General features: G+C 33.7%; 12 protein-coding genes. 3 read left to right on the plus strand and 9 right to left on the minus strand.

Features of this window, described 5'->3' with window-relative positions; all coding sequences use genetic code 11:
- Positions 1 to 242: 242 nt before the first annotated feature.
- The 9 genes from OZP06_RS06510 to OZP06_RS06550 form a co-directional block, all read right to left on the minus strand.
- Entirely contained in the window at positions 243 to 962 is a 720-nt protein-coding gene (locus OZP06_RS06510) for a methyltransferase (RefSeq protein WP_269224172.1), read from the minus strand.
- A 94-nt stretch (positions 963 to 1056) separates the two neighbouring features.
- Positions 1057 to 1581, minus strand: coding sequence for a ribosome maturation factor RimM (gene rimM / locus OZP06_RS06515; RefSeq protein ID WP_269224173.1), 525 nt, complete (start codon positions 1579 to 1581; stop codon positions 1057 to 1059).
- Positions 1582 to 1595: 14 nt separating this feature from the next.
- Positions 1596 to 2144 carry a 30S ribosomal protein S16 gene (locus OZP06_RS06520; protein WP_269224174.1) on the minus strand — a complete coding sequence of 183 codons (549 nt, stop codon included), beginning with the start codon at positions 2142 to 2144 and terminating at the stop codon, positions 1596 to 1598.
- Positions 2145 to 2436: 292 nt separating this feature from the next.
- Positions 2437 to 4644 (minus strand): TonB-dependent receptor, encoded by a 2208-nt coding sequence (locus OZP06_RS06525; RefSeq protein ID WP_269224175.1) that lies wholly within the window; start codon positions 4642 to 4644, stop codon positions 2437 to 2439.
- A 359-nt stretch (positions 4645 to 5003) separates the two neighbouring features.
- Entirely contained in the window at positions 5004 to 5348 is a 345-nt protein-coding gene (locus OZP06_RS06530; RefSeq protein ID WP_269224176.1) for a hypothetical protein, read from the minus strand.
- 78 nt (positions 5349 to 5426) lie between these two features.
- Complete coding sequence (locus OZP06_RS06535) at positions 5427 to 6416, minus strand: aspartate-semialdehyde dehydrogenase (RefSeq protein WP_269224177.1); 990 nt, start codon at positions 6414 to 6416, stop codon at positions 5427 to 5429.
- A 245-nt stretch (positions 6417 to 6661) separates the two neighbouring features.
- Complete coding sequence (mscL, locus tag OZP06_RS06540; protein ID WP_269224178.1) at positions 6662 to 7090, minus strand: large-conductance mechanosensitive channel protein MscL; 429 nt, start codon at positions 7088 to 7090, stop codon at positions 6662 to 6664.
- Positions 7091 to 7164: 74 nt separating this feature from the next.
- Positions 7165 to 9639: a bifunctional UDP-N-acetylmuramoyl-tripeptide:D-alanyl-D-alanine ligase/alanine racemase gene (locus OZP06_RS06545; protein ID WP_281324385.1), complete on the minus strand. Its 2475-nt coding sequence runs from the start codon at positions 9637 to 9639 to the stop codon at positions 7165 to 7167.
- On the minus strand, positions 9636 to 10262 hold the full coding sequence (locus tag OZP06_RS06550) for a thymidine kinase (protein WP_269224563.1): 627 nt from the start codon (positions 10260 to 10262) through the stop codon (positions 9636 to 9638). Before OZP06_RS06550 ends, OZP06_RS06545 begins: the two co-directional genes overlap by 4 nt.
- Positions 10263 to 10489: 227 nt before the next feature.
- Here OZP06_RS06550 and OZP06_RS06555 point away from each other — a divergent pair, with 227 nt between their 5' ends.
- The 3 genes from OZP06_RS06555 to rsmI are packed head-to-tail and all read left to right on the plus strand — an operon-like array spanning position 10490 to position 13460.
- Complete coding sequence (locus OZP06_RS06555; protein WP_281324386.1) at positions 10490 to 11500, plus strand: hypothetical protein; 1011 nt, start codon at positions 10490 to 10492, stop codon at positions 11498 to 11500.
- Positions 11501 to 11557: 57 nt separating this feature from the next.
- Positions 11558 to 12736, plus strand: a complete 1179-nt coding sequence (locus OZP06_RS06560; RefSeq protein WP_269224182.1) for a leucine-rich repeat domain-containing protein — start codon at positions 11558 to 11560, stop codon at positions 12734 to 12736.
- Positions 12737 to 12746: 10 nt separating this feature from the next.
- Positions 12747 to 13460, plus strand: a complete 714-nt coding sequence (rsmI, locus tag OZP06_RS06565) for a 16S rRNA (cytidine(1402)-2'-O)-methyltransferase (protein WP_281324387.1) — start codon at positions 12747 to 12749, stop codon at positions 13458 to 13460.
- Positions 13461 to 13462 lie beyond the last annotated feature (2 nt).

Genomic DNA, 13462 nt, shown 5'->3' on the forward strand with positions numbered 1-13462 from the left:
GTAAAAAAAATAAGATTTAAAATAAAGAATTGAAGGACAAGGAATAAATTGTTTTTTTGTGTTAATTTTCTCAAAAAAAATATTATTTTTTTTCAAACTACTAAATAATAACACCTTACTGAACATGTTTTTCAAGAAAGAAACCCATTAATTGATTTATAATAACAAATGTGATTAAAATGGATAATCAAATATCATGATTATAAATTAAGAAACAGCATAGAAATAAAAAAAACATTAAACTACATTTTTAAATAAAAATCTTTTGTCAGTTCAATATATTCAGGAGTATAGACGTGCCTTGCAGTTTCGATAACTAATTCCTCAATGATAACGGATGTTTTATTATCGCGACTGAAAGCCAACAAACTGCGTTTGATATCAGAGGAAGGTGTACCTTTAACTCTGGTGATTTTCATTGGATACAATTCATATTCAATAGCAAGAGCCAAAAATTTTTCTTCTTCTTTAAATGGAATTATGGTCGAAAAAACACCATTTTCTGAAAGTAACAATGCTGCAGCTTCAATTAAATCTTCAAAAGGCAAGGCATCAGCAAATCGAGCCAAATCACGTTTCCCGTCTTCAGTTTTATAATCTTCAGTATAAAATGGAGGGTTGGAAACAATAAGATCATATTCATCTTCTGGCTCTTCTACAAATTCATCAAGTCCAGCATGAAAGCAAAAAAGTCGATCACTCCAAGGTGAATTTTCAAAATTATCTACTGCTTGTTCGTATGCATCCTCATCGATTTCTAGTGCATCAATTTGTTCGGCATAGCTTCTTTGCGAAAGCATTAAAGCGATAATTCCTGTTCCTGTTCCAATATCTAGAATACTAAAAGGATTATGACCTACTGGGGTCCAAGCACCTAATAAAACACCATCAGTGCCAATTTTCATGGCGCAACGGTCTTGTTCTACTGAGAATTGTTTAAAGGAAAATTTTGACACACTCATGATATTTAAAAAAATTAAACCATTAAGAAATTAAGTTTCATTAAGTGTATTCTTAATCTCTTTAATCTAATGGTTCAAAAAATTATTTTTTTTGTTATAAATACATTTCAATGAGTCCTTCTGGTAAATCCATCACGACCTTTTTGTTTTCACGGTCTATTTTAACCAAGAAATGGTCAATCATGGGAATCAAAATTTCAACATCACCATTTAATACTTCAAATAGTGGTTGCGCAGTGGTATCGTTGATCGATTGAATTTGACCAACAATTCCCAGACGTTTATCTTCTACTTCAAAGCCAATAACTTCATGAAAGTAGAATTTGTTACCCGTAAGTTTGGGTAACATTTTTAAAGGAAGATAAAGATCGTTGCCTAAAATGGCATCCGCTTCTTCTTCCGTGTTAACATCTTCAAAACGAATTCTTAGGAAATCATTTTTGTGTAACGAGCTATTTTCTATAAAAAAAGGAACCAAGTGTTTGTTGCATTCAACAAACACTGATTCCAAGTTTTCGTACAACTCAGGTTCGTCCGTGTCTAAATAAGCAAGAACTTCCCCTTTGAAACTAAATTTTTTGGCGATTTTACCCAAATAGAAACAATCTTCTTTACGCATCGTCGCCTACTAAATTATGCTTCAGTTGTTTCGTTATTTTCTTCTGCAGCAGGAGCTTCTTCAGCTTCTACTTCTTCAACAGCAGGAGTTGCAGCAGCAATTGCGTCAGCTTCAGCTTGAGCAGCAGCAGCTAAACGTTTTGCATTTACTTCTTGTTCTGCTTTGAATGCTTTTGCTTTATCAGCAGCTTGAGCTTTAGTCAAACCTTCTTTTTTAGCATCCACTTTTCCAGCTTTAGCTTCTAACCAAGCAGCTAATTTTGCATCAGCTTGTTCTTGAGTTAAAGCTCCTTTACGAATACCTCCATCAAGGTGGTGTTTCAATAAAGCACCTTTGTAAGAAAGAATTGCTTTTGCAGTATCCGTTGGTTGAGCACCATTGTGCAACCATTTCACTGCACTATCAAGGTTTAATTCGATAGTTGCTGGGTTAGTATTTGGATTGTAAGTACCGATTTTCTCTAAGTATTTACCATCTCTTTTTGAGCGAGCATCTGCTGCTACAACCCAGTAAAAAGGTTTTTGTTTTTTACCGTGTCTTTGTAATCTAATTTTTACTGACATAATCTTATGATTAAATTTTGAGGTACTCGACCTCGATTAATTAAGGGTGCAAAGATACATTTTTTATCCAAATAATTTTAAATCTTTTATATTTTTATGATTCATAGTTTATTATCTCTTTTTAAGACATTTTGTTTCTCAAAGAAAACTAGGAATCGTATCTAATTTAATTAGTTTTACTACTCTAAATAAATTATTAGGAATACGTTTTTTGTTTTGATTCCGCATTATTTTAATCCCTTGTGAAATTCAATTCTATGATTCCAATAGTGGTTTGTCGACAGATTTCACTTTAGAATTTAAAAGCTACACCGCAAACAAAATTCCTTCCTAGATTCGGTATTCCAGCTGTTGCCAGTCGCGATAAATGAGGAATATAGGTTTTGTTGAGCAAATTATTTCCGTTTAAATTTAGATCAAAAGTAGATTTTCCCAACTTAACTTTTCCTCCAAAACCCATATTCAGTAGAGTATAACCATCCGAAGAAATATCAAAACCGCTAACTTTATCCTGACTGAAAGTAGTTGAAACATTAAAAGTAACAAATGCTTCTTGAAGCCATTTTCCAATTTCAAAATCAGTTTTTATGGTATTGTCCCAGTTGTTAGCTGGAATTTGAGGCAAATATCCACCCGTTTGCAATTTTCCAGTTACGGTTTCAAAACTACTTTCTATATGCAACCAATCTAAAGGATGCGGGTGAATGTGCAATGCAACTTCCCCTCCATACAAATTGGCATTGTTTTGAATGTAGTCATACACTTTAAATCCACCTATTTCAGCACCACTTGGCGATGAATAAATATAATCGTTAATATGATTGTAAAAACCACTAACACTAAATTCAAAATGAGTGCTTTTATATTCCAAATCCAAATCGGTTTGTAAATTTTGCTCCGTTCTTAAATTAGGATTTCCTACTTCATACCGGAAAGTACCTTCGTGTACTCCATTTGAAGACAACTCTGCCAAATTTGGCGCTCTAAACCCAGTTGCAGCATTCAATCGGAAGGTCAAATCCTTATCAAAATTGGTTTTATATCCCAATGAAGCGTTGAAACTATCATAATTTTTATGAAGTGCTTCAAAATAACCTTCCTCTCCAAGTACCCCATGCTCTTCAGCAACTAAATGTCTATAGTCAAAGCGAATACCCGCTTGCAAGGAATTTGAACCCCAGTCATAAATTCCAGTTCCAAAAACTCCAAAATCATTGGTTTTCGCATTTGGAATTAAAAACTCTTCGGCACGGTTTTTATTTTCCTGAGACATTCCTTGAACACCTACAATTGTTTCTACTTTACCAATCTTTGGTAAATAATATTTGACATTATAATCGAAAGTATGCAAAATCATGTGTAAAACTGCAACATTGCTATCTTCAAATTCGCTTCGATCGTTCTGAATATATCCTAAATTCACATCTAATTTTGAATCGCTAAAAAACAATGTATTATTTAAAGAGAATAAATTATTAAAAACACCTTGTTTGGGGAAAGTAGTCTTCTTGGTTGTAGTTTGATCTGCAATACCATCTTCTGGGATTCCAATATCCAAATTATTGTAATTGTATCTCAAAACACTCGAAAACTTAGCATTACTGTATCCAATTCCTGCTTTGAAATCCATTTCCTGAAAGCGCGTGTTGGTAACACGATCTCCATCTGGGATTTTATAATCGGATTGGGTATTATAAGCGCCGCGAATTAAGTATTTCCAATTTGTAGTAGATGTTTTTAAACCCAAAGTAGTACTACTTCCAAGCGTATTCGAAAACAATCGTTGTCCAAAATCGCCTTGAAAAGTATTGGCCAAAGCAAATTTCTCGGGATTAAAAAACAAGACACCACCCAAAGCATCAGAACCATACAACAAAGAAGCTGGTCCTTTTATAACCTCAACATTTTCTACTCCTGCATCGTTTAGCCCCAGGCCGTGTTCGTCTCCAAACTGTTGATTTTCTAATCGTACGCCCTGTGTATAGACCAACACTCGATTGCCGCTCAATCCTCGAATTACAGGTTTCCCGATTGAAGTTCCTGTAGAAACTTGAGAAACTCCAGGAATAGTAGCTAAGCCTTCTATCAAAGTAGCACTCCCTTTTTCCTGCATCGATTTGACACTTTCGCGATCCACTTTCATCACATTCTGGGACTGTAATTTAGAAAATGGTGTAGAGACAATTACCTCATCCATTTGAAAAGCCAATTCATCCAAAATAACATCTAGTGTTTTTGTGTTTTGAGCTTTTTCAATCTTCTTGTTTAAAGTTAAAAAACCCAAATAAGTAAAAACTAAAGTTAAATTTCCATTTGGAAGTGCCGACAAAGTGTACACTCCATTTTCGTCTGTCTTGGTTGATTTGTGCAAATCGGAGGCATCGACGGTAACTCCAATCAAAGGATTGTTTTTTGAATCCGTAACTTTTCCTGTTATCGAATTTTGGGCTTGTACAAAAGAGGTAAGCCCCAGAAATAGAGCCAAAATATATTGTTTCATTTGAATAATTTATTGCTCCTAATCAAAGTGTACTATAAAAGAGTAACAAGTGATTGGAAATGGTTTTGTGAATAATAACACAGTCGAAAAAATCTTTTAGAAAAGAAAGTTATCCTTAAATACAGTAATAATGAAACAACAACCCAAATCGTTATGTTGGGCAATGTTTGTAAAAATGTAATATACTGGCTTTTTAACCCTGATGAAAGGGAAAATCCTTTTTGAACGCTTTTCCAGCGGACAAAAAGATTAGAACCCCGATAGCTATCAAGGGCAGGAACTATGTTTACTGATAAAGCCAATTCTTTCGTTTCTAATAACTTTTGACTGTACTATCTTTAAATAAAATAAAGGATTATTTAGATTCGATTTGGAGGTCCGCGAAGGGAATACAAACTACCCGAAAACGAAATAATGGTTTTAGGATTAGCAAAGAAATAAGGGATATTCCAATTGTCAGCGTAGAATGCTGGGGAATAATTTGTTGGTATTATAAAACTACTGAAGCCAAATTCGCATACATAACAATGCTCAAAACTGTGATGCTGATGGGTAAATTCAGAGCTAGAATTATAGGTATGATGACATTGTTTTTGAGAAAATTTATCTCGTAAATGCCCAATACTGTCCACCGACTGAAACACTATTGAGAACAATACTGCAACAATCAAAGAAAGATTAAGTAGGAGCTGTTTTCTTTTCATCACCGCAAAGGTAATAAAACAAAAAAACTACAACCGCTTAAAGTTGTAGTTTTCTGATTTAAAATATCTAAAAATGGATTAAACCAATTTTGCTGCAATTAAGTATTCTGCAATTTGAATCGTATTGGTTGCCGCTCCTTTTCTCAAGTTATCAGCTACAATCCACATATTTAATGTATTGTCTTGGCTTTCGTCACGACGAATTCTACCTACAAAAACTTCATTTTTCCCTTCAGCATAGCGAGGCATTGGGTAAGTAAAAGTGTCTAAATTATCTTGAACAACGATACCATCTGTATGGTGCAAAATGTTTCTTACTTCGTTTACATCAAAGTCATTGGTGAATTCAACATTTACAGCTTCGCTATGTCCACCAACAACTGGCACACGAACAGCAGTTGCTGTAACTTTGATAGAATCATCACTTAAGATTTTTTTGGTTTCGTTTACCAATTTCATTTCTTCTTTGGTGTAACCATTATCTTCAAAACTATCACATTGAGGTATACAGTTTCTGTTGATTTTGTATTTGTAAACCATGTCACCTTCGATACCAGCAACTTCGTTTTCAAATTGTTGAACTGCTTTTACACCAGTACCCGTAATGGATTGGTAAGTAGAAACAATCACACGTTTGATGTTGTATTTTTTATGTAATGGAGCCAACGCCAATACCATTTGAATAGTAGAGCAGTTTGGATTGGCAATGATTTTATCTGCTGCTGTCAATTCACCTGCGTTGATTTCTGGAACTACTAATTTCTTAGTTGGATCCATTCTCCAAGCCGAAGAATTATCAATAACAGTTGTTCCTGCTGCAGCAAATTTTGGAGCCCACTCTAATGATGTTCCTCCACCTGCAGAGAACAATGCAATATCCGCTTTCATATCAACGGCTGTTTGCATTCCTACCACTTTGTATTTTTTTCCTTGAAATTCAATTTCTTTTCCTACTGATTTCTCAGAAGCAACTGGAATTAATTCGGTTACAGGAAAATTTCTTTCTGCCAATACTTTCAACATTATTTCGCCAACCATTCCGGTAGCACCAACAACTGCTATTCTCATCGTATATGTTTTATATTTGTATATTTATTTTTGAAGTACAAAAGTAAGTAATATTCAAAAGATAACAAGGGGATTCACAAAAATTAACAAATTGTTATAAATCAAACAAAATAGAAAAACCACCCCTTTACAGAGTGGTTTGATTAGAATATATAGTGTAAAGCGGGTTTGAAATAGTTCCTGAGATTTGAAATTATGTTCTTTTTTATTTAACTTAAAACCTTAATAACTTAGTTCCTTAGAGTCTATTTCTTCAGTAAATCCCTAATTTGTGTAAGCAATTCTTCTTGTGTTGGTCCAGCAGGTGGAGCTTCAACCACAACTTCTTGTTTTTTGGTCCTTTCATATGCTTTTAATACCATAAAAATACAGAATCCAATAATGACAAAGTCAAAAATGGTTTGAACAAAAGCACCATAATTAATTGCGACTTCAGCAATTGCAGGAACTTTCTCCGTTCCTTTTTCCATGACTGCAGGAACGCCATCTTGAAGTACCACTTTTAGATTTTTAAAATCTACTTTCCCTAGTAACAACCCAATTGGCGGCATTAAAACGTCATTGGTAAAAGAGGTTACAATTTTTCCAAAAGCACCTCCAACGATTACTGCTGTTGCCAAATTTACTATTTCACCTTTCATTAAAAAGGCCTTAAAATCACTTATGAATCCCATAACATATTGGTTTTAATTAGTTTTACAAAGATATCGAATAACGAATATACTTATTTTTTGAAAACAAAATGTTATTATTCTCTATAAAAAACACGTTTTACCCGTTGTGAAATACTCGTCATGATTTCATACGGAATCGTCTTTAATTGCTCCGCCATATAAGTTACTGTTGGGCTTTCGCCAAAAATCACTACCGAATCCCCTTCTTTGCAATCAATCTCAGTGACATCTGCCATGAGCATATCCATACACACACTTCCTAGAATGGGTGCTTTTTTATTTTTTATGGTTACAAATCCCACTCCATTTCCCCAACTCCTAGCAATACCATCGGCATAACCAATAGGAATGGTGGCTATTCTCGATTCTCGGTTTGCTATAAATCGTCTGCCATAGCCCACGCTTTCTCCCGATTGAATGGTTCTAATTTGAGAAATAATGGATTTTAAAGTCCCTACATTTTCAAGGTATTTTTGTTCTTCTGGATCATTAGAAACGCCATAAAGTCCAATTCCCAAACGAACCATATCATATTGTGCTTGTGGAAAATTACTAATTCCGGAAGTATTCAAAATATGACGAATGGGTGTAATTTGCAATTCATTCATCAACTGAGACGATAATTTTTCGAATAAATTAATTTGATATGTTACAAAATCTATATGTTGCAAATCATCACTTGTAGCCAAATGAGATAAAATACTTTTTACTTTTACCGATTGATTTCCTTTCAAAGTAGTTATCAAATCATCGATTGTATTGGCTTCAAAACCCAAACGATGCATTCCAGTATCTAACTTTATATGTATCGGGAAATCTTTTAGTTTCTTTTGCTCTGCGATTTTCAAGAAGGCATTCAGTCCTTTTATACTGTAAATCTCTGGCTCCAATTGATGCTGAATAATTGCAGGAAAGCTCGTATTTTCAGGATTCAAAACCATGATAGGCAATTTGATTCCCGCCGTTTTCAAAGAGATTCCTTCATCGGCGAAAGCCACACCTAAATAATCAACTTTGTGATGTTCTAATAATTTTGCGATTTCAAAACCGCCACTTCCATAACCAAATGCTTTTACCATCGCCATCATTTTGGTTTTGGGTTTTAGTTTTGATTTAAAGAAATTAAAATTGTGACTTATCGCATTCAGATTAATCTCCAGAACCGTTTCATGTGTTTTCTCAGCCAATGCCGCCACGATTTCTTCAAATTGAAAAGATCGCGCTCCTTTGATTAGAATAGTTTCGTTTTCAAAATTCAATTGCCCCAAATGCAATAAAAACGCTTCGGTATCTTTATAAAAAACTGCATTGGGAAGCTTGGTTTTTAAAGTTGAAATCGTTTCGCCAATTCCAATAACGCGACTGATATTATTAGAGACTATCAATTCGGCGACTTTAGAATACAATACTTCATTTGACAATCCACTCTGAAAGATATCTGAAAGCACGACGGTTTTTTTCTGATGTTGTTTTTGACTTTCCAGAAAATCCAATGCTATTTTTAAAGATTGAAAATCGGAACTATAACTGTCATCGATAATACTGCAATTATTGATTGCTTTTTTTACTTTCAAGCGCATTTCAATCGGATACAACAACTCAATTCTATTCTGAATGGTTTTGGTATCGTATTCTAAATACAGTAAAACCAAAAGACAACTCATTACATTTTCGACCGAAGCATCGTCTACAAAAGGAATTTGCAAAGTCGAAACATTCCCTTTATAATGGCATTCGACAATCGTACTGTCGTGGGTATGTTCTTTTTTGGATATAAAAACTGTAGCTGTTGTATCTGTGAAAGACCAAGAAAAAAGCTCTCTAGCCTTCGAATGGGGAATATGTCCACTACAATAAGATAAACAGTTATCAACTAATTTACTTTTTTGATAAATCAAAACCTCCGATTGTTGGAAAAGCAGTATTTTTTCTTTTATTTTTTCTTCCAAATTAGTAAAACCTTCATCGTGCGCAGAACCTATATTGGTTAAAATTCCAATTGTGGGTTGAATGATTTTTTGCAGTTTCTCCATTTCTGAAACGGTCGAAATTCCTGCTTCAAAAATCCCAAGGTTATGCTGCTCGTTGATAGCAAGCACTGACAAGGGAACGCCTACTTGCGAATTATAACTTTTAGGACTTCGAATAACGTTATAATCAGGGCTCAATAGAAAGTTAAGCCATTCCTTCACAATCGTTTTACCGTTACTTCCTGTCACACCAATAATTGGAAATGAAAAAAGGCTTCGGTAATAGGCCGCAATTTGTTGTAAAGCCTCTAATGTATTTTGGACAATTAAAAAATTAGCCTTCCCTTCAAGCCCTTCAGGAATATGGGTTACAACAAAATTGTGAACTCCCTTGCTAATTAAATCCTTGATGTAAATATGCGCGTCGTTATTGATTCCTGTTAATGCAAAAAAGAGTGTTTTTTGATTATTTTGCAAAGAACGACTGTCGATTGAAATGGTGTCTATAGTTTCTGCTATTGGATTTCCATTCCATTTCGATTTTAGGATACTTTCAATATTTGCAGTATTTAAATTCAATTTTGGTCTTTATTTTTAGTTTTTTGACTCTCCTCATTTTTATCATCTTTCCGCATTGCATGATAATAGGCCGCGCGGCTTAAAGGTTCATACTCTTCGGTTTCACCAAGCATTACGAGTTTATCATTGTCGGTTTTTCGAAAACTATAATTGGCTAAATTCCCCGTTCGGGTACACACGGCATGCACTTTGGTTACATACTCTGCAGTGGCCATAAGCGCTGGCATTGGACCAAAAGGATTTCCCTTAAAATCCATATCCAAACCTGCAACAATCACACGAATTCCCTGGTTAGCAAGGTCATTGCAAACGGTTACAATTTCATCATCAAAAAACTGTGCTTCATCAATTCCAACCACATCACAGCCTTGTGCCAAAATCGAAATATTGGCTGCAGCAGGAACGGGTGTAGAACGAATTTCATTACTGTCATGAGACACTACCATTTCATCATGATAACGGGTATCAATAGCGGGTTTGAAAATCTCTACTTTTTGTTTGGCAAATTGTGCTCGCTTTAATCTACGAATAAGCTCTTCGGTTTTTCCCGAAAACATGGAGCCGCAAATGACTTCAATCCAACCAAACTGCTCTTTATGATTTACTGTGTTTTCGAGAAACATTTTGTATTTTTCTACCTTAAAAAATGAATAGTTTTTATTACTTTGTAACGGTAATAAATCAATTGGGTAAACTTCAATTTTACCTCGTTTCAAAAGTAGATAATTTTTATCAATTCAGAAATTTGAGAGGTCTTATTTCGATAATAAAAAAAAGTTAATCCCTTGCCAACAATTACAAACAAAGAACAATAGTACAAAAAGCCATATTCATTATAATTTCAGAAGCCATGAAAAAAAAATTGGAAGCCGACTTAATCAGCATAGCACATAGAATTTTGCAACTTAAAAACAAATCTGATGTCAATCAACTGTTTTTAGAAACCCAGAAACTATATGAAAAATTAGCTGTTCTACGTTTTGTTGAGGAACATTTTGGGGAGCCTAAACCAACCATTGGTCAAGCAGAAGTTGTAGCGAAAATGAAAGAATTTTTCGAAAACATTGCTGTACCAGAATTTCAAAGACCCCCTGCAATTATCAAATCCGCCGTAGAAGAATCTCCTGAAGATAAAATCATAGAGGAAGAACCTATTCCTACAGCAGAAATTGAAGAAACCAAAAACGAACAAACCAAAGAGCAACTAGAAGAAGTCATTGCTACTAAAGATGATATTCCAGTATCAATACCTGTAGAACCTATAGCTGAAATTGAAGAATCAAAAGAAGTTATAGCTGAAAAAAAAGAAGAAATTGCCTCCCTTGAAGCACCACTGTTCGTTTTAGAAAAAACAGAAATTGAACCTATTACTAAGCCAATAGAATCTGAAAAACCAGAAACTCAAAAGAAAAAAGAAGCGGTTCAAATTTCCTTTGATGATCTTCTTGGTGGAAAATATATAGACCCCGATTTTGTAAAAGTTTCTCCATCGGAAAAAAAGCAAGAATCTGATTCCAGTAATTCCGCCCCTTCATTTAATTTTAAAAAAGAAACGACTACAACTGCTGAACCAACACCATTTGAAAAAGAAGAGCCCAAACCAGTTCCTCTGAATGACAAATTAGCAAAGGAAATCACCATTGGACTAAATGACCGAATTGCTTTTGTCAAACATTTGTTTGGAGGAAATAATGAAGATTACAACCGAGTTCTTAATCAACTCATTACATTTGACACTTTTTTAGAAACCAAAACTTTTATTGACGAAATGGTAAAACCTGATTATAATAATTGGGAAGGAAAAGAAGAATATGAACTTCGCTTTGTGGAAATCATTGAGAAAAAGTTTCTGTCTTTTTAACAATTTCCATTTTTAATACTATTTCACGTTTTTTTAATCCTAAATTTGCATAAAAAAATGAATATCAAATCAATTGGTTTTTATTTCTTATTTTGTTTTAGCCTAGTAATCCTAAGTTGCTCTAATTCTGACAATCAATTAAATGATGAATTAAAAACAATAAATTCTGATCCAGATTGCAAACAAATAGTTAACATACCTGACGCCAATTTTAAAGCAAAACTGTTATCATCAAAAAATGATATTAACTCTATAGCCACAAATTTACAAGGTTTTCAATTTAAAATTGATACAAATGATGACGGGATTATTCAAGTTTGTGAAGCCGAAAATGTTAGCGCTTTAGATCTTCAAAGTGCAAATATTACGAATTTAGAAGGTTTACAATCATTTCCTAATCTTAAAAGATTATACTGTGGCTATAACAATATTGGTAGCCTAGATGTTTCTAGTTTTAAAAAATTAGAAATTTTATATTGCCATTCTAATAAAATTACAAATTTAAACGTACAAGGTTTAAACAATCTGCAAGAACTTTTATGCTATGGCAATCAATTAACATCTCTAAATTTGAAATCATTACCAAAATTAGAAATAGTAAGATTTGAGAGTAATAAAATTAGTGACTTAAATATTAACAATTCTGATAAAATAAAATATATAACTGGTGACAATAATTTATTAACTACACTCTCAGTAAAACATTTAGCTAATTTGGAATATTTAAGTGTGAATTATAATTCATTAACTTCATTAGACATTAGCGACTTAAAAATTATTCATGATTTACAATGTAGTTCAAATAAAATAACGAAATTAAATACTTCCAATTGTACAAACCTAGGATGGTTAGATTGCAATCATAATGCTATAACAGAATTAATAATTGATAATTGTACAAAAATGAATTCCCTTAATTGCGATGGAAACCAATTATCATCCTTGAATTTAAAGGGATTAAAAGAACTAAACTATATTGACTGTTCTTTTAACCAATTAAAAACTTTAGATGCACGTGATTGCCCCCTATTAACGAATTTAAATTGCTATTCAAATAAATTAGAATACTTGATTGTTAAAACTATTGGTACTGGTAATGGCTCAACGATTAGTTATTCATTTTATTTAAATCCAAATTTAAATTCAATTTGTTGTAACCCAACTGAACTTGAATATGTTAAAAATTTAATTAATACATATGGATATAATTGTCAAGTAACCACAAATTGTTTTTAATTTAAAAAAAATGTCAAAATTATATATCGTCCCTACTCCTATTGGCAATCTCGAAGACATGACTTTTCGTGCCATTCGGATTCTAAAAGAAGTAGATTTAATACTAGCTGAAGACACTAGAACCAGCGGAAAATTGCTCAAGCATTTCGAGATTGGCACGCACATGTACAGCCATCACATGCACAACGAGCACAAAACTATCGAGAATTTAATTTCTAGAATGAAAGCGGGAGAAACAATCGCTTTGATTTCGGATGCAGGAACACCGGCCATTTCAGACCCTGGTTTTTTACTGACTCGTGCTTGCATCGAAAACGGAATAACAGTAGAATGTTTGCCTGGTGCGACGGCTTTTGTCCCTGCTCTTGTCAATAGTGGCTTACCCAATGACAAATTTGTTTTCGAGGGTTTTCTTCCCGAAAAAAAAGGAAGACAAACCCGATATTTAGAACTTGCCGAAGAAACTCGCACCATGATTTTGTATGTTTCCCCACATAAGTTAGTCAAAACTTTAGCTGAGTTTATAATTTATTTTGGCGAAGAACGCAGCATTTGTGTGAGTAGAGAATTATCAAAATTACACGAAGAAAACGTAAGAGGTACAACTCGTGAAGTTTTAACTCATTTTGAAAAAATTGCACCTCGTGGTGAAATTGTAGTCGTGGTAGCTGGAAAACCAATTGTAAAAGAAGCCAAGAAAAGTAAATTTTCGAAAGACGAATAAAT

Origin of the sequence: Flavobacterium sp. IMCC34518 (assembly GCF_027111095.2) — a bacterium.
Classification (GTDB): domain Bacteria; phylum Bacteroidota; class Bacteroidia; order Flavobacteriales; family Flavobacteriaceae; genus Flavobacterium; species Flavobacterium praedii.